The sequence below is a fragment of the Pseudomonas sp. 2024-210 genome (assembly GCF_045062345.1).
Classification (GTDB): Bacteria; Pseudomonadota; Gammaproteobacteria; order Pseudomonadales; family Pseudomonadaceae; genus Aquipseudomonas.
In genome coordinates, this window is the sequence record NZ_JBJGEJ010000016.1 from 54718 (window position 1) to 72947 (window position 18230).

An 18230-nucleotide genomic window follows, 5' to 3' on the forward strand; every position below is an offset into this window, starting at 1 on the left:
TGCTCCTTCTGGGGGGCGAATCAATCCGGCAAGGCGATGGGACCAATATCATTAAACACATCGCCAGGGCCGGGGTTTGCGGCGTGGGTACTGCCGCCGAAGTGGGTCATGATGCCCCATACCGCGTTCAATGAGGTCTGTACCGCACCTTCGACCCATGCGGGTGTCCAGGACACATCATCTCCGGCAATAAAAATGCCCCGTTGTTCCTGTGGGAAATCCTGCTGCATAAAGTGCGCGTACATGCGCTGGTTGTAACGATAGTGCCCCGGCAGCGCACCTTTAAAGGCGCCGAGAAAGTGCGGGTCAGCTTCCCATGACACGGTGATCGGGTCGCCAATGATGCGGCTGGCAATATCCACCTTCGGGTAGATCTTCTTCAGCGAATCCAGCGCCAGCTTGACGCGTTTTTCGACAGGATGCGGCAGCATTTTCAGAGCATCGCTCATCCACGAATACGACAGGCAGATCACACCTGGTTTATCGTCGCCGTGATCAAACAGGTAAGTGCCGCGGGTGAGCCGATCGGTCAGCGTCATGCTCATCAGGTCGCGGCCAGTCTCCGGGTCTTTGTCTTTCCAGAAAGGGCGATCAACCATGACGAACGTTTTCGACGATTGCATGTAGCGTGTACGGTCCAGCGCCATCCACACTTTTTGTGAGAACAGCGACTCTTCGCACTCAATTTGTGTGGTCAGCAGCCAACTTTGGCAGGTGACCAGAACCGCTTCGTAAGGACGGGTGACACCAAGATTGTCGGTGACCGAAAACTGACCGTCGGCACTGCGGCTGATGCTTTTGACCCCGGTACGCGGCGCTCCGTGGTGCAGCGAGCTAAGGCTGGTGCCTTCGGGCCAGTGGGCGCAGCGTTCAGGCGCGTGACGCCAGATGCCCAGTGGCACTTGTTCTACGCCACCTACCACGAGGTGTTGATGATCGTCGCAGTTGGTCATGACCACGCGGAAAATTTCGAGCATGGAGTTGGGGAAGTCAGAGTCCCAGCCGCCTGTGCCGAACCCGACTTGGCCAAACACTTCGCGATGCTGGAACGACAACTTGGCAAAGGCTTTTGAGGTCGCGACGAAGTCGTAAAACGTGCGGTCATCCCACAGCGGCACCAGCGTGTTCCACAATTCTTTCAGGCGAGGCACGTCACGGTCACGGATCGCTTGCTGAATATCGCCAAAGCGTGAACCTGCTTCTAGTGCATCTGCCCAGGCGTCGGCTACCTCCTGGAACAGCGCAGGCAAGTCCGAGAGTTTTTGGGCGTAGAAGGTTTGGCCTTCAAGGTCAATCACTGTGCTGCCTGACGCGGGGGTAAGCGGGTTAGGGAAGGGTTTGGTTTCCAGCCCCAGCTTATCGACGTAGTGGTAAAACGCAGTTGAAGACACCGGGAAGCGCATACCGCCCAGTTCAGCGATCACCCCTTCGCTGCCTTCAAAGGCTTGTGAGCGCAGACGCCCGCCCATTTTCGAGGCTTCATACACCACGGGCTTGAGGCCCAGCTTCATCAATTCGTAGGCCGCCACCATGCCGGCCATGCCCGCACCGACAATAGCCACCTCAGCACCCAGTTTCTCTACGGGAATACTGCCCAAGCCCGCCGGGTGTTCGATCCAGTCATCAAACGCGAAGGGGAAGTCCGGGCCGAAGATGGTGACGGGTTTTTTGCCGTCCAGAGGGTGACGATTCTTCTTGTTCATGGCTGACCTTGGTGGCGACCCGCGCATAACGCTGAGTATAGGAAAAGACAGGCACCATGATAGGGAGCGTAGAACTCGTTAATAAGACGCAAACTGTCGTCGTAATGGCTTATTTTTAGTCAATATGACGAGATGGGCAGTAGTAATGCGTTATCCGCGATCCACTTTGCTGCTGAGAATGATCGACGTTGTGGTTTTTTCGACGCCTTCAACGCTGCCGATCTGATCAAGCAATTGGTCCAGTTGCTCGGGGGAGTCGCTGCGCAGCCATGCCACGTAGTCGAACTCACCGCTCACCGCACACAGCTGTTGCACCTGAGCCATTGCGCTTAAGCGCCGCACCACATCCTTACCAGAGCGTGGCTGCACCGTAATCCCGACGTAAGCTTGCAGACCGCCATCAATCAGACGCTGGCCCAAACGCACGCCGTATCCTGTGATGACTCGGGTCTTCTCCAGTCGTGCCAGACGCGAAGTCACCGTTGTGCGCGCAATGCCCAACTGACGAGCCAGCATCGCCACGCTTTCACGGGCATTGAGCTGCAAGGCGGCAATCAATTGACGGTCGATTTCATCCAGCGCGGGTGGGCGGGTATCGGACAAGGGACGTTCCTGTGGCATGAGCGATGTGGATGTTCATGGTACAGGGCTGTCAATGATTGTGCTTTGCAGCTGAGCGGGCCAATGCAAGCAAGCTCTCCCAAGTTCACTTACGTGGCAATCAGGCACTCACAACGATTGATCCCAGTTAGTCATCAGGAAACTGAACACAGCAAACGCAATAAACATAATCAAAAACACATGTCCCTTTTTAACTTTGCTCTTCATGCCATCTCCTTTAGGTTCCGCGCCCTCTTTTATGCCTGACCCATGCCAGACACTTAGAATCCGAGGCCGGAAAACGTCATATGCCATTGTGTGGTGGGCCCGCAAATCACTTCTCACGGCCCTCATCTAAAAGGCCGCTTCTGTAACTTCCGATATCAAATCCTGAGGGCCTGCGAGCCTTGTGCGAACGCTGCACAGCGTTGAACTCTAGCCTATTTATATTTTTTTTCCCGTGCGCACAAAGCGTCGAGATCTGTCCTGCGCACACACAGGGCATGGAAGGGCCGTTGAGGTGTAGCCATAGGGGAGGGGATTGCGGGGTGTTGGCGAACCAGCACTTTGCCTGCTGGGTACACATGTCGCGTAGGACTGTAAAAACAGTCTCCACTCCAGAAACACGAAAGCCGCGCAGTGCGCGGCTTTGAGTATGGTGGGCCCAGTAGGACTCGAACCTACGACCAAGGGATTATGAGTCCCCTGCTCTAACCAACTGAGCTATAGGCCCTCAGTAGGTCGCGGATTATAACGATGGTTTAGCGCCAGTGCTATCCGAAAAGTCTGAAAAAGACATACGAAGAAAGGAAGCTGCGAATTCATCCGCCGATAACGGCACGCTGACGAGGTATCCCTGGATTTGTTCGCAGCCTTCTTTGGCCAGGAAATCCTGTTGTGCCTGGGTTTCTACACCTTCGGCGATGATGGTCAGCTGCATGCTGCGCCCCAGTGCAATGATGGCGCGGACGATGGCGACATCATCGGCATCATCCGGGAGCCCGCGGATAAAGGACTGGTCGATTTTCAGCGTGTTGAGCGGTAAACGTTTGAGGTAACTGAGGGAGGAATACCCGGTGCCGAAGTCATCAATGGCCAGTTGCACGCCGAGCTGCTTGAGCTTATGCAAGACGTCAAGCGCTTCTTCGGTTTGACTCATGATGAAGTTTTCGGTGATTTCCAGTTGTAATGCGTCTGGCTCAAGGGCGTAACTTCTGAGCAGTTCTTGAATGCGTGCAAGCAGTGCGGGTTGGCGCAGTTGTGTGCCTGACAAGTTGACGGACACGGGGCCGAAGGGTTCATACAGTTGCTTCCAGGCATTTAATTGATGGCACGTGTGCTCAAGCACCCAATCGCCGATGGGAATGATCATGCCGTTTTCTTCGGCCAGAGCGATAAAGCGATCAGGCGGGATGTTTCCCAGTTCGGGATGATTCCATCGAATCAGTGCTTCAGCGCCCACCAGGCTATGGTCTGTCAGGCTGATTTTGGGTTGATAAGACAATGACAATTGGCCCCGTTCCAGCGCGCGTCGCAGTTCTTGTTCAAGCAGGACTCGCGCACTGGCTTGGGCAGTCAGGTCACGGGTGTAGCGTTCAATACGATTGCGCCCTTTAAGCTTTGAGCGGTACATCGCCGCATCGGCGTTTTTGACCAGAGTGGCGACGTCGGTTCCGTCATCGGGGTAGATGCTGGCGCCGATGCTGGCACTGATAAAAAGCTCATGCTCACCTGCAACAAAGGGGGCGTTGAAACAAGCCAGCAGTTTGTTGGCAATCAGTTCTGCATCGCTGGGGCTCTTTAGTGCCGGTAGTAGGATGATGAACTCGTCCCCACCTTGGCGGGCCACCGTGTCGATGTCGCGCAACTGCTCTTTCAGGCGGGAAGCGATAGCATTGAGCAACAAGTCGCCAATGGGATGGCCAAGGCTGTCGTTGATATTTTTGAAGCGGTCCAGATCGAGAAATAATACGGCACCTTGCTGGCCATACCGATCGGGTTGGCTGAGCGCCTGTTGCAACCGATTTTCAAACAGCAAGCGGTTGGGGAGGTTAGTCAGCGGGTCATGGTGTGCCTGATGATCGAGGCGGTCTTGTGCGTGTTTGAGGCTGGAGATATCAGCAAAAACGGCCACGAAATGGGTAATTTGATGGTCGCTGCCGTATACCGCGCTGATGGTCATCCAGCAAGGGTAAGTTTCGCCATTTTTACGCTTGTTGCAGATTTCGCCCTGCCAGTGGCCTTCGTTGGACAGCTGATGCCACATCGAGACGTAGAAGGCGCTGTCGTGCTGCCCTGACGCCATTAAGCGTGAAGATTGGCCCAGAGCTTCGCTCTCGCTAAAGCCGGTGATTTCTGTAAAAGCACGATTGACCGCGGTGATGCGCTGCTGCAGATCAGTGAAGATGATGCCTTCAGCTGTGCTGTCAAACACCGTTGCCGTTTGCAGGAGTTTTTCCTGCATGAGCTGGCTTTCGGTGATGTCGCGGGCGATGGTCAGCATGCAGTCTTCGGTGCCAATCATCAGGGGGCGAGCGGATATCTCGCAGAGCAATATGCGTCCGTCCTTGTGCCGCATGCTGCACCGGAAGTCGCGGACAAAGCCCTGTTGATCAAGCAGGGCCAGCAACTCAAGTCGCTGCTGCGGATCGGCCCATAACCTTAGCTCAAGTGTTGAGCGGTACAGTACGTCTGAGTTGCTGTAGCCCATGGTTTGACTAAAGCCTTCGTTGACTTCGATTAACAGGCCATCGCGTTGTCGGGTCAGTAAAAGGCCATCAGGCGATACATGAAAGGCTCTAGCGAACTTTGCCTCAGAGAGGAGCAATGCTTCTTCGGTCTCTTTTGTTTGACTGATGTTGATCATCAAACCGCGCAGTACGGGTTGTTGGTTGTGGGTCGTAATGCTAACTATGTCTCTTATCCACAAGGTTTTGCCGTGCGCGGTGATGACGCGATAGTCAACGCTATGATCGCGTCCGTTACTGATCTCCTCATCGCAATAAGCGTGAACCCACGGCAGGTCATCGGGCTGAACAAGACGGCTCCTGAAACCCTCAAGTAGCCAGTCGCTGAGAGGATAGCCGAGCAAAGCTTCTGCCTGTGGAGACACGTAACTGTAGGTGTAATTATCCAGACGTACTTCCCACGAAATCGCGCCAAGGCTTTCTATCAGGCCTCTGTAGTGATATTCGCTGCTGCGTAGCGCTTGCTCTAGGGCAATGCGTCGAGAGATTTCAGTGCTCAGGCGGCGATTGATGCGAATGACAACGATCAGCACGGTCATCAGGAGCAAGACGCCAGGCAGGGCATAGGTCAGCAGGGTATGCCACACCGGGGAGTAGTCGCTTGTGGAGCCTATCCAGCGTTCTTGTATGACCTGTGTCTCGGCGGGGGTGATGTCAGCCAATACTTTGTCGAGAATTCCTGTCCATAGAGGCTCGTCTTTAGGGGTGGCCATCGCCAGCTGGTACCGATAGGGCGTTTCGCCACTTACATAAAGGCCGTGGAGCTTGAGTTGGCGCAGGCTCCATACACTGGAGGCCAAGTCCCCGACCATGGCATCCACTTGATCGGTGGCTAACGCCTGAAGAGCAGAACTTACGTTGGGAAGCGCGACGATGTTCAAGTCAGGATGCTGGGCTTGAAGCAATTCATGGGGTGCATAGTCTTCGACCACCGCGACTTTGAGGCCATACAGTTCTTTGATGCTGTGAGGCGCCGGTCCGCCCTTGTGGGCGAGGATAACGATGGGGAAATCTAGATAGGGGCGGGTGAACGCAAGGCTTTTTTGGCGTTCGGGAGTCGACATGATGCCGGGTAGCCAATCGACTTTATTGGCTTTGGCCATTTCCAGGACGTTGCCCCAGCTATAGGGCTCTACCGGTTGGGTGGCTATGCCCAGACGCTCTTCGATCAATGCCACATAGTCAGCGGCCAGACCTGTGTAGCGGCCATCCTGGTTACGGAACTCGAAGGGTGGCCATGTCGCATCAATGCCAAGACGCAGTTGTGGGTGGTCGTCGAGCCAGTGCTGTTCTTCATCAGTGAGCGTTAAGGCGCCAACGTCAGTCGTCCAAGCAATAAATGACAGGAACAGGGCAGCAAGCGATCGTGGCATGCGCTTCTCGAAATACACTCGGGTGCAAGGAGTGTAGTCGGACTGTAGCGCGGGGGAAGGGTATCAGGCATAAAACAAAACCCCCGGCAGGGCCGGGGGTTTTGGTCTTACTCGTCGAGGAAGGAGCGTAGATGCTCGCTTCTCGTCGGGTGGCGTAGCTTGCGCAACGCCTTGGCTTCGATCTGACGAATACGCTCACGGGTAACGTCGAACTGTTTACCAACCTCCTCAAGGGTGTGGTCGGTATTCATGTCGATACCGAAACGCATGCGCAGTACCTTGGCTTCACGGGCCGTGAGGCCGCCGAGTACGTCGCGTGTCGCTTCTTTAAGGCTCTCAACGGTGGCTACATCGATTGGCGACTGCATAGTCGAGTCTTCGATGAAGTCGCCCAGATGGGAGTCTTCGTCATCACCGATCGGGGTTTCCATGGAGATCGGCTCTTTAGCGATCTTCAATACCTTACGGATTTTATCCTCAGGCATTTCCATGCGTTCGCCCAACTCTTCCGGGGTCGGTTCACGGCCCATTTCCTGCAGCATCTGGCGGGAAATACGGTTGAGCTTGTTGATCGTCTCGATCATGTGCACCGGAATACGGATGGTGCGGGCCTGGTCGGCGATCGAGCGAGTGATCGCCTGACGGATCCACCAGGTGGCATAAGTCGAGAATTTGTAGCCGCGACGGTATTCAAACTTGTCTACCGCTTTCATCAAGCCGATGTTGCCTTCCTGGATCAGGTCGAGGAACTGCAAGCCACGGTTGGTGTACTTCTTGGCGATGGAAATCACCAGACGCAAGTTGGCTTCAACCATTTCTTTCTTCGCGCGGCGGGCTTTCGCCTCACCGATCGACATGCGACGGTTGATGTCCTTGATCTCGGCAATCTTCAGGCCAGTTTCAGCCTCCAGAGCAGACAGCTTTTGCTGGCAACGGATGATGTCCGGCTGCAGGCGACCAATGGCTTCAGCGTATTTGCTTTTACCTTTGGCCAGGCCTTCGCTCCAGCTTTCGTCAACTTCATGGCCTGGAAACAGGCGCAGGAAATCAGTACGCGGCATACGTGCATCACGTACACACAGCTGCATGATGGCGCGCTCTTGTGCCCGCAGGCGCTCCAGAGCGCTGCGCACACGTTCAACCAGGCCTTCGAATTGCTTCGGGACCAGCTTGATCGGCATGAACAGCTCAGCCAGCGCAACCAGCTCGGCAATTGCCTGCTTGCTGTCGCGACCGTGCTTTTTCAGTGCCTTGCGCGTGATTTCCATCTGGTCAGAGACGGCGCCGAAGCGCTGTGCTGCGATGATCGGGTCAGGGCCGCTTTCGACCTCTTCCTCTTCGTCGCTGCTCTCTTCCTTTTCGTCTTCTTCGTCATCACCTTCGGCTTTAACCTTAGGGTCGACAGGAGGCGGCACTTCGGCTGCGGGCGGCGCAATACCGTCGTCCGGGTCGATATAACCACTCAGAACGTCGGACAGGCGACCACCTTCGGTGGTGACGCGAGTGTACTCGGAGAGAATATGGTCAACCGTGCCAGGGAAGTGCGCGATTGCGCCCATCACTTCACGGATGCCTTCTTCGATACGCTTGGCGATTTCAATTTCGCCTTCACGTGTCAGCAGTTCTACCGTGCCCATTTCACGCATATACATGCGTACAGGGTCGGTAGTACGACCAATGTCGGTCTCTACTGCCGCCAACGCTGCAGCTGCTTCTTCAGCAGCTGCCTCGTCGGTGTCGGCATCGGCCAACATAAGGGCGTCCGCATCCGGAGCACTCTCGTGTACGGGGATCCCCATGTCATTAATCATGCGGATGATGTCTTCCACTTGCTCCGGATCTGAAATATCTTCGGGCAGGTGGTCGTTGACCTCTGCGTAAGTCAGATACTTCTGCTCACGGCCGAGGGTGATCAACTCTTTGATACGAGACTGCTGTTGCGCTTTTCCGGACATAACACCCTATCCACTGAAGGTCTTGGCGGGCAAAAAAACAAGCCGAGGATTATACCTTAGCTATGACCTCACGCGCCAGTTGAGGTCGGGTTTGATGCGCAATTGTTACGACCAAGAAGGTCAAGTAACTGTTGCTTCTCCTCACTACTTAGCTCGCCTTGACGTGCTTTTCGAAGAAGTTGCTCTAAATTTCGCTCGCGTTGGCGAGCTGACAAGCTAGTTATGGTGTCAAAAAACTGTTGTTCAAGGTTGTCGGCATCAATTAGCCATTCCTTTTCCAGCAGTCTTTGTAGCAATCGGCCTTGCTCTGTCCCGTGCCAGCGGGACAACAACTGTATAGAGCTTAGCTTAGGATTTTTCTGTACGGCCTCTACCAGAGCAATCAGCAGTTGATTATTTGTCTGGTCTTCTGCGGCAAAGTGCCCCGCATCTTCAACTTTTTTTGCCAGTTGTGGATGGTGCAACAGAGTCCGCAAGGCCGTTAGCGTGGGAGGCTCTACCCCGACTGGGATCCAGGCTTGCTCCCGCTCCCCGCCGCGTTTGCCTTTTTTGTCCCAGGGTTTGTTTTCCCATTTCTTGCCGCCAGCGCCGGGTTTCTTGGGTGTCCATTCCTGTTGAGGGACGTAGGCATCCGGTTGCTGGAAGTCGCTGTAATCGGGCATGGCATCGTAATCAATGCCTGGGTCATAGGCTGTTTGAGGCGGCGGGGGGGCTTTTTGTGCCAGCTGGCTTACGGTTTCGCTGGTCAGGCCAGTGATCTCGCTCAGGCGTTGGCGCATCAAAGTCCGAAGGTTGGCGCCGGGTACTTTATCGATCAGCGGTGCTGCCAAGGTGGCCATATGAGCCTTGCCTTCGAGCGAGCGTGGATCGGCCTCTTCGGTCAGTTGCTGGAAGAAGTAATCGGCCAGCGGTTGTGCGTGCTGGTTGATTCGGGCCTTGAAGGCATCGGTGCCTTCGGAGCGTACGAGAGTGTCCGGGTCTTCGCCTTCAGGCAGAAAGAGAAACCGTGCGCGTCGGCCGTCTTGCAGGCATGGCAGTGTCGCTTCAAGTGCGCGCCAGGCGGCATTGCGACCGGCCTGATCACCGTCAAAGCAGAACAATACGCTGGGCACCACCCGAAACAGGCGCTTCATGTGCTCTTCGCTGGTGGCGGTACCCAGCGTGGCCACCGCGTTGCGCAAGCCTTGCTGGGCGAGTGCGATGACGTCCATGTAGCCTTCAACCACAATGATTTCGTCGAGGCTGCGGTTAAACTTGCGCGCTTCGAACAGCCCGTATAACTCTTGGCCTTTGTGGAACACCGGGGTTTCAGGGGAGTTCAGGTATTTGGGTTTGTCGTCACCTAGCACCCTGCCGCCGAATGCGATGATGCGGCCGCGGCTGTCGCGGATCGGAAACATCACGCGATCACGAAAGCGGTCATAGCGCTTGCCGGTTTCGGCATTCTCGACCAGTAGGCCGGCGTCAATCATCGCTTTTTGCTGAAGGGTGTCACTGCTCAGGTGTTTGTACAGGTTGTCCCAGCCTGGCGGTGCGAACCCTAGCCCAAAATCGCGGGCTATTTCGCCGGTCAGGCCGCGGCCTTTGAGGTAATCCACGGCCGCTTTTCTTGCGGGATGACTCTTTAAAGCCTGGCGATAAAATTCAGCCGCAGCAGTAAGAAGCGGGTACAGCGGAGAGTCAGTGGGTTGCCGCGGCTTGTGCGGGCGGCCACTTTCTTCTCGGGGTATCTCCATGCCGGCGGCTTTGGCCAGTTCTTCGACGGCCTGGGGGAAATCCAGGTTGTCGTGGTCCATGATGAAGCCGAGGGCATTGCCACCAGCACCGCAGCCAAAGCAGTAATAAAACTGTTTGTCCGGGCTAACGCTGAAAGATGGCGTTTTTTCTTTGTGGAAGGGGCAGCAGGCAGTGTAGTTTTTGCCGGCTTTCTTCATTTGCACGCGTGAGCTAACGACATCGACGATATCGGTACGGTTCAGAAGGTCGTCAATAAAGCTCTGGGGAATTAGCCCGGCCATGGCGTTCTCGTCATCACTGCGCAGCATTAACCTGCATAAAAGGCGTGGTCATTAAAGCGTGCAGGCAAGGGCTTTGCCGGGTTGCAAGACGTCTGCTCAATCATGTGGGGGAAGTGTATCTGTCGAAACACGGCTGATCATTAAGTAATCAGTGTAAATGGCTTCGGTAGGTGTAGCGCTCTGAGTTCCGCTGTTGGCCAATGGCTGGCCTCGGATAGCTCAATAAGCAGGCACGTGAGGCGTGCCTTGGGCTGATCGTCTTTGAGGAGAATCAGAGGGGTGTGCTCGTCGGTAGCCTTGGAAGGCTCGTCAGTAAAGACGTGCACCGCTGGCTATTAGGCCAGGTCTGACGTGATAAAGCGTTTTGTCGCGGTCGCATCTGCGGCCTTGACAGTGGTGCGTGTAACTTGCTGCAACTGCCTACGGCCCGGCTTTAGGCCGGGCTTGGCAGAAGCATGCAACGAACGTCTGTGTATTAGTACAGACGAACGGCGCGGCGCTGCTCGCGCTGAACTTTCTTCGCGTGGCGCTTAACAGCAGCTGCTGCTTTACGCTTACGCTCAGAAGTCGGCTTCTCGTAAAATTCGCGGCTGCGAACTTCAGCCAGAACACCGGCTTTTTCGCAGGAGCGCTTGAAACGACGCAGAGCTACGTCGAAGGGTTCGTTCTCTTTTACTTTGACGGCTGGCATCCAGAGCTACCTTCATTCATTACCGGGGTCAACGTCTCAAGGCAAAATCGCGTTGGAAGACGTCGGTTTTTAAGGGTTGCGGATGTTAACCCCTCATCGCCCGGAATGCAAAGCCTCTGATCGAAAACCGCTGGCCGGGGGCGGGAGTGGCGACTATTATGCGCGCCTTCGAATTTAGCCTCTACAAGGCGTAAACCCATGCTAGTACTGGGATTAGAAACTTCCTGCGACGAAACCGGCGTCGCGCTATACGACAGTGAACGCGGGCTTTTGGCCGATGCACTGTTCAGTCAGATTGATCTGCACCGCGCTTACGGCGGTGTCGTTCCCGAGCTTGCCTCGCGCGATCATGTGCGTCGCATGCTGCCTTTGATTCGTCAGGTTCTTGCTGAGGCCGATTGTGTGCCTACAGAGATTGACGCCATCGCTTACACAGCAGGTCCTGGATTGGTCGGAGCCCTTCTGGTCGGGGCCTCTTGCGCTCAGGCGCTGGCTTTTGCCTGGGGTATTCCGGCCCTTGGCGTCCATCACATGGAAGGCCACTTGCTGGCGCCGATGCTGGAAGAACAGCCGCCGCAGTTCCCGTTCGTCGCTTTGTTGGTATCAGGGGGGCATACCCAGTTGGTGCGTGTTGACGGTATTGGTCAATACGAATTGCTTGGCGAGACCCTCGATGATGCTGCAGGAGAGGCATTCGACAAAACAGCCAAGATGATGGGGCTCAACTACCCGGGCGGGCCTGAGATCGCGCGTCTGGCGTCTCAGGGCGTTGCGGGTCGATTTGTGTTCCCCAAGCCCATGACGGATCGTCCAGGGCTGGCATTCAGCTTCAGTGGGCTTAAAACCTTCGCCTTGAACACGTGGCAGCGCTGTGTTGCGGCGGGCGATGATCTTGATCAGGCTCGTTGCGACATCGCCCTGGCTTTCCAGCAAGCGGTGGTCGAGACGCTCACCATCAAATGCAAGCGCGCATTGAAGCAGGCTGGCATGCAGCGTCTGGTGATTGCGGGCGGGGTGAGTGCCAACAAGGCGTTGCGCGAATCACTCGAAAAAATGCTCGGTGGCATGAATGGGCATGTTTACTACGCTCGCCCGGAATTCTGTACGGATAACGGGGCCATGATTGCATTTGCCGGTTGTCAGCGTTTGCAGGCGGGACAGCACGAAAGTCTGGCGATCAGTGTGCAAGCGCGCTGGCCGATGGAGCAGTTGAAGCCTTTGTGAGTGCAGTTGGGCAGATGAGGTGAGTGTTTTCATCTGCCTGATTCAGAAATGCCGTTCGCGCCCAGCCATAAGGTCGCGTAAATTACGGCGGTGTCGCCAGACGATCAATGCCGTCAAGGCGCTCATGGGTAGCAGGGCGGTGGGCTCGAGCCAGGCGAACAACGGCAGGGTCAGCGGTGTTGCAATCAGTGCCGCCAGTGAGCTGGTGCGGGTCAGCTGGAAGGTCAGTAGCCATGCAGTCATAGCCAATAATGCGGCTGGCGGGTAAAGCCCCAACAGCATGCCAGCGGCCGTAGCGACGCCTTTGCCTCCGCGGAAACGGAAGTACAGTGGGTACATGTGGCCCAGCACGGCGCATGCGCCGATCCAGGCTTGTTGCTGGAGCGAAAGTCCGAGCTGGCTGGCCAGCAGGACGGGGAACAGGCCTTTGCACAGGTCGCCCAGCAAGGTCAGGATGGCGAGTGTTTTGCCGGCCAGACGCAACATGTTGGTCGCGCCAGCATTGCCTGAGCCGCTCATTCGCGGGTCGGGATTGCCCGTCAGGCGGCTGAGCAAAATGGCGAAGGACAGAGAGCCAAGCAGGTAGGCGAGGATCGCCAGTAACCAAAACATGCTAACTATTCCGGGCGAGGATGCCCTGATTCTAACGGCGCATTGCGCCCTTGTCGTGCTGCGGAGAAGAGTGCTTGGACAGAGTGTTTATCGAAGGCCTGGAAGTTGACACCGTGATTGGTGCTTATGACTGGGAGCGTGGCATCCGCCAATGCCTGCGGCTTGACCTGAGTTTTGCGTGGGATAATCGCCCGGCTGCGGCTGGTGATGACCTGACGCTTGCCCTGGATTACGCCAGCGTTTCCACGCGTATCCAGGCGTTTGCTGAGGCAGCGCAATTTCAGTTGGTTGAAACCTTTGCCGAGCGTTTGGCTGAGGTGTTGATGAGTGAATTCAATATTCCGTGGTTGCGCCTTAAGTTGACCAAGCCGGGTGCAGTGGCTGCGGCTTCAGGTGTGGGTGTGGAGATTGAGCGCGGATGTCGCTAACTCAGGTTTACCTTGGGCTGGGCAGCAATGTCGAGCGTGAAAAAAATCTGTGCGCGGGTCTTGATGCGCTTGCTGATTTTTTGCAAGACATGCGCTGTTCGCCGGTGTTTGAGAGTCAGCCGGTGGGTATCAAAAGCGGCCCTTTTTTCAATTTGGTGGTGGCGGCCAAGACGGATTTGGGGTTGTTTGAGCTGGGTCGACGTTTGAAGCTGATCGAAGCAGATAATGGGCGTTATGCCCACGATCGCAAAGGTTTGCCACTTGATATAGATGTGCTGTTTTACGGCGATCTAGTCGGTAATTTTGATGGGTTGACCTTGCCCCGTGCAGAGGTGCTGACCAATGCTTTTGTACTTTGGCCACTGGCATTGATCGCACCCGAAAAGATCCATCCGGTTGTGGCCAAGCCCCTTGCCCAGATTTGGGCAGAGGCCGAAATAGACCAAGTGCTTGCGCCCGCCGCTTTTGAATGGCAGGGCGAGCAGTTGACGCCAGACTCATTACTGTCGACGAGTCGTAGTCGCTGACGCGGTACGAAGGCTGCGATCGACAACACAGCGCGGTAGAACTTGCCACCGTTTAGCGACCGTTTCGCGCTCGATTGCAGCCTTCGTCATCGACTACGAGGAATGGGAGTCCTGAGCCTGACCTTTTGCGGTCTCTCTGTAGGTTTGTAGCGCCTTTAGCCGTTCTTGTTTTAGGGCTTCACCCAGCTGTGGGCCTTTGAACCCTTGCTCCAGCAGCGGCTGAACCGCTACCGCCTGCGCGGCCCGCGCCGCGCCGCGCAAGTAATTAGCCTGCGGATAAGGCCGATTTTCCAGCCCCAAGCGTCCTTTGGCGTCCATTTCACACGCCACAATGAATTCTTCAAAACGCTGCGGCCGACGGTACACATCAAAGCGCTGGAGCAGCTCCAGCAGTGTTGACGCTTTAAGTTCCAGAGCCCGATGGCCATGGGTGTGGTATTCGCCCACCAATAGCGCCAGTTCCTGACAATCACGCGGCACTTTGTAGCGCTCGTTGACTGCTTTGATCAGTCGTAGCCCTTTATGCTCGTGGGCAATATGCCGGGGCCATTGGTCCTCGGGCGTTAAACCTTTGCCCAGGTCATGCAGCAGGCAAGCCCATCGCACTGTGAGTGGTTGACGGTGCAAGGCCGCTTGTTCAAGCACGCTGAGGGTGTGAACGCCGCTGTCGATTTCCGGGTGATGGGCTGGCGGTTGTGGCACGCCAAAGAGTGCATTGACCTCAGGCAACAACACTTCGAGTGCCTCACAGCTACGCAGCACTTCAATAAATACCTGAGGGTGATCTTCCATCAGGGCGCGAGAGATTTCTTTCCAGCAGCGCTCTGGGGTCAGTGCTTGCAGTTCGCCGGATTGTGACAGTTGGCGCATCAGTTCCAGCGTTTCAGGTGCGATGCTGAAACCAAGACCGGCATAGCGGGCCGCAAATCGGGCAACCCGCAGCACTCGCAAGGGGTCTTCGGCAAAGGCAGGTGAAACATGACGTAAAACCCGATCTTCAAGATCACGCAAGCCGTGGTAAGGATCGATGACATTGCCCGCTTCATCCTCGGCCATTGCATTGATGGTCAAGTCTCGGCGTATCAAGTCTTGTTCCAGCGTGACCTCGGGACTGGCGTGGAAAACGAAACCGCCATATCCGCGCCCGCTTTTTCGTTCGGTACGCGCCAGCGCGTATTCTTCGCCGGTTTTGGGGTGCAGGAACACCGGGAAGTCAGTGCCCACAGGTCGATACCCTTGGGCGAGCATCTGTTCGGCGGATGCTCCCACGACGACCCAGTCAATGTCTGTTACGGGTTTGCCCAGCAGGCGATCACGTACTGCGCCGCCAACTTTATAAATCTGCATAAAAAACCTCCGTTAGCGGCACAGGATAGCCCCTGTAAGCCCTTAACGGAGGCTCAGTGTGTTACAGGTGAATGGCGCTCATATCCAGGCGGCCATAATCACCGTTACCCGACTCTCCTTTTGGGGGGACATGGTGCACTTTCATGACTTGATCGCCTTGAACGGTCTCGAGATGAATGTCGAAACCCCACAGGCGGTGCAAGTGTTTAAGGACTTCGTCGGTGGATTCGCCCAAGGGTTTGCGGTCATGTTGCTGGTGACGCAAGGTCAATGAGCGATCTCCGCGTCGGTCAATGCTCCAGATTTGAATATTGGGTTCGCGATTGCCCAGGTTGTACTGGGCGGCCAATGTTTCACGAATAATCCGGTAGCCGTTCTCATCGTGAATGGCCGGCACCAGAAGGTCGTCTTTTTGATCGTCATCCATGATGCTGAACAGTTTCAGGTCGCGGATCACCTTGGGTGACAAGTATTGCAGGATGAAGCTTTCATCCTTGAAGCTGCTCATGGCGAATTTGATGCTCGACAGCCAATCGCTGCCCGCCATGTCAGGGAACCAGCGGCGGTCCTCTTCAGTTGGGTTTTCGCAAATGCGGCGAATGTCGCAATACATGGCAAACCCCAGCGCATAGGGGTTAATGCCGCTGTAGTAAGGGCTGTCAAAGCCCGGTTGAAAGACCACGCTGGTGTGGGAAATCAAGAACTCCATCATAAAGCCTTCCGTTACAAGGCCTTCGTTATAGAGGTCGTTCATCAAGGTGTAATGCCAGAATGTCGCCCAACCCTCGTTCATCACCTGGGTTTGACGCTGCGGGTAAAAATACTGAGCGATTTTGCGCACGATGCGCACGATTTCCCGCTGCCACGGTTCCAGTAGCGGGGCGTGTTTCTCAATAAAATACAGAATGTTTTCCTGCGGCTCTTCAGGAAAGCGGGCATTGTCTTTTTCGCTGAACTTGTCAGCGCTTTTGGGGATGGTTCGCCACAGATCGTTAATCTGCTTTTGCAGGTGCTCTTCGCGATCTTTTTGCCGGCGACGCTCCTCTTCGGCCGAAATCGGATAAGGGCGCTTGTAGCGGTCGACCCCGTAGTTCATGAGCGCATGGCACGAGTCAAGCAGGTCTTCGACCGCATCAATGCCGTGGCGCTCTTCGCATTGCATGATGTACTGCTTGGCGAATACCAAGTAATCGATGATCGAACTGGCATCGGTCCAGGTTCTGAACAGGTAGTTGCCCTTGAAGAAGCTGTTATGCCCATAACACGCATGAGCCACTACCAGAGCCTGCATGCAGATGGTGTTTTCTTCCATCAGGTAGGCAATGCACGGGTCGGAGTTGATGACGATCTCGTAAGCCAGTCCCATTTGACCGCGGCTGTAGGATTTCTCGGTACTCAAGAAATGTTTGCCGTAAGACCAATGGTGATAGCCCAGAGGCATACCGACAGAGGCGTAGGCATCCATCATTTGTTCTGCAGTGATGACTTCAATCTGGTTGGGGTAGGTGTCGAGCGCGTAGCGCTCGGCCAGGCGACTGATTTCCCGGTCATAGGCCTGGATCAGTTCAAAGGTCCACTCTGAGCCGGTGGACAGGGGCTGGCGTTTATTCTCTTTGGCGGTCATGTCACTAACCTGCGCTGGAAGAGTTCACGGAAGACCGGATAAATATCGCCGGCCGAGACCAGTTGCTGTTGTGCGAAGGTGTCAGAAAAAGCATCGCTGATGCGTTCGTACTCGTACCAGAGGGCCTGATGTTCGCGGGGGGTAATTTCTACATAAGTGTAGTACTGCACGAACGGCATGATCTGGTTGATCAGAATGTCACGGCAAATAGGTGAGTCATCGTTCCAGTTATCACCGTCCGAAGCCTGGGCGGCGTAAATGTTCCACTCGTTGGTGGGGTAGCGTTCGGCCATGATCTCCTGCATCAGTTTCAGGGCGCTGGAAACAATGGTGCCGCCAGTCTCCCTTGAGTAGAAAAACTCTTCTTCATCGACTTCGCGGGCGCTGGTGTGATGGCGAATGAAGACAACATCGATCTTGTCGTAGTTACGCTTCAAGAACAGGTACAGCAGGATGAAAAAGCGTTTGGCGATGTCTTTGGTGGCCTGAGTCATGGAGCCTGAAACGTCCATCAGGCAAAACATGACGGCTTTTGAGCTGGGATTGGGTTGTTTGACCAGCAGGTTGTACTTGAGGTCAAAGGTGTCTAGAAACGGAACGCGATGGATGCGTGCGCTGAGCTTCTCTATCTCGCTCTCGATGTCTTTGATATCGCCAAAATTGTCAGGTTCTTCGCGTTTGAGTCTCTCCAGTTCGGCTTTGGCATCCCTGAGTTTTGCCCGGCTACTCCCGGACAAGGCAATGCGGCGTGCATGGGCTGAACGCAGCGTGCGAATGATATTGATGCGTGACGGATTGCCTTCGTTGCTGATACCCGCCCGCACAGTTTTGAAGGTGTCTGTGCCGGTGAGATTGCGTTTGACCAGGTTCGGCAGTTCCAGATCCTCAAACATGAATTCCAGGAATTCTTCCTGGGTGATCTGAAACACGAACTCATCCATGCCCTCGCCGGAATTGCCCGCCTTGCCAGGTCCGCCGCCCCCACCGGCGCCGCCTTGTGGGCGCTGGATATGTTCGCCGCTGGTGAATTCCTTGTTGCCGGGGTGAACCACGGTTTGTTTGCCACCGCGGCCGTGATGAAGCACGGGCTCGTCTATATCTCGCCCTGGAATACTGATTTGTTCGCCATGTTCCATGTCGGTTATGGATCGGCGACCTACGGCCTCTTCAACGGCCTTTTTAATATGGTCACGGTAGCGCCGCAGAAAGCGCTGGCGGTTTACCGTGCTCTTGTTCTTGCCATTCAGGCGTCGGTCAATCACATAGCTCATGGGGCCCTCCGGGCAGCTTCAAGGGGTGAGCTGCAAGCTGCAAGTAACAGCGGTTTCCAGGTATCCAGGTTTATGCGCTGTTCTCTTACAGCTTGTAGCTAGGAGCTTGC

General features: G+C 55.5%; 13 protein-coding genes and 1 tRNA gene. 3 read left to right on the forward strand and 11 right to left on the reverse strand.

Features of this window, described 5'->3' with window-relative positions; genetic code table 11:
• Positions 1-20: 20 nt before the first annotated feature.
• The 7 genes from ACI7MX_RS19015 to rpsU form a co-directional block, all read right to left on the reverse strand.
• Positions 21-1703: a flavin monoamine oxidase family protein gene (locus ACI7MX_RS19015; RefSeq protein WP_405590585.1), complete on the reverse strand. Its 1683-nt coding sequence runs from the start codon at positions 1701-1703 to the stop codon at positions 21-23.
• Positions 1704-1853: 150 nt separating this feature from the next.
• Positions 1854-2306 carry an Lrp/AsnC family transcriptional regulator gene (locus ACI7MX_RS19020; RefSeq protein WP_314485573.1) on the reverse strand — a complete coding sequence of 151 codons (453 nt, stop codon included), beginning with the start codon at positions 2304-2306 and terminating at the stop codon, positions 1854-1856.
• A gap of 653 nt (positions 2307-2959) precedes the next feature.
• Positions 2960-3036, reverse strand: a tRNA-Ile gene (locus ACI7MX_RS19025).
• Between the two features lie 15 nt (positions 3037-3051).
• Positions 3052-6423: a bifunctional diguanylate cyclase/phosphodiesterase gene (locus ACI7MX_RS19030; protein ID WP_405590583.1), complete on the reverse strand. Its 3372-nt coding sequence runs from the start codon at positions 6421-6423 to the stop codon at positions 3052-3054.
• 107 nt (positions 6424-6530) lie between these two features.
• Complete coding sequence (gene rpoD, locus ACI7MX_RS19035; protein WP_405590580.1) at positions 6531-8378, reverse strand: RNA polymerase sigma factor RpoD; 1848 nt, start codon at positions 8376-8378, stop codon at positions 6531-6533.
• Between the two features lie 68 nt (positions 8379-8446).
• A complete protein-coding gene (dnaG, locus tag ACI7MX_RS19040) occupies positions 8447-10396 on the reverse strand; it encodes a DNA primase (RefSeq protein WP_405590674.1) in 1950 nt (649 codons plus the stop codon).
• Positions 10397-10871: 475 nt separating this feature from the next.
• Entirely contained in the window at positions 10872-11087 is a 216-nt protein-coding gene (gene rpsU / locus ACI7MX_RS19045; RefSeq protein WP_002551877.1) for a 30S ribosomal protein S21, read from the reverse strand.
• A gap of 198 nt (positions 11088-11285) precedes the next feature.
• Between rpsU and tsaD the strand changes: the two genes are divergently transcribed.
• A complete protein-coding gene (tsaD, locus tag ACI7MX_RS19050; RefSeq protein ID WP_405590573.1) occupies positions 11286-12311 on the forward strand; it encodes a tRNA (adenosine(37)-N6)-threonylcarbamoyltransferase complex transferase subunit TsaD in 1026 nt (341 codons plus the stop codon).
• A 42-nt stretch (positions 12312-12353) separates the two neighbouring features.
• Here the strand turns inward: tsaD and plsY are convergent, their stop codons facing one another.
• Positions 12354-12923 (reverse strand): glycerol-3-phosphate 1-O-acyltransferase PlsY, encoded by a 570-nt coding sequence (gene plsY / locus ACI7MX_RS19055; protein WP_405590570.1) that lies wholly within the window; start codon positions 12921-12923, stop codon positions 12354-12356.
• A gap of 74 nt (positions 12924-12997) precedes the next feature.
• On the opposite strand from plsY, the gene folB reads away from it, so the two are divergent.
• Positions 12998-13351, forward strand: coding sequence for a dihydroneopterin aldolase (gene folB, locus ACI7MX_RS19060; protein WP_314489381.1), 354 nt, complete (start codon positions 12998-13000; stop codon positions 13349-13351).
• Positions 13342-13878 carry a 2-amino-4-hydroxy-6-hydroxymethyldihydropteridine diphosphokinase gene (folK, locus tag ACI7MX_RS19065; RefSeq protein ID WP_314489376.1) on the forward strand — a complete coding sequence of 179 codons (537 nt, stop codon included), beginning with the start codon at positions 13342-13344 and terminating at the stop codon, positions 13876-13878. Before folB ends, folK begins: the two co-directional genes overlap by 10 nt.
• A 93-nt stretch (positions 13879-13971) precedes the next feature.
• Here folK and ACI7MX_RS19070 read toward each other — a convergent pair whose 3' ends face one another.
• The 3 genes from ACI7MX_RS19070 to ACI7MX_RS19080 form a co-directional block, all read right to left on the reverse strand.
• A complete protein-coding gene (locus ACI7MX_RS19070; RefSeq protein WP_405590566.1) occupies positions 13972-15225 on the reverse strand; it encodes a multifunctional CCA addition/repair protein in 1254 nt (417 codons plus the stop codon).
• A gap of 61 nt (positions 15226-15286) precedes the next feature.
• Entirely contained in the window at positions 15287-16849 is a 1563-nt protein-coding gene (locus ACI7MX_RS19075; protein ID WP_314489370.1) for a SpoVR family protein, read from the reverse strand.
• Positions 16846-18120, reverse strand: a complete 1275-nt coding sequence (locus ACI7MX_RS19080) for a YeaH/YhbH family protein (RefSeq protein WP_405590562.1) — start codon at positions 18118-18120, stop codon at positions 16846-16848. The genes ACI7MX_RS19075 and ACI7MX_RS19080 overlap by 4 nt, the downstream gene beginning before the upstream one ends.
• Positions 18121-18230: the final 110 nt, after the last annotated feature.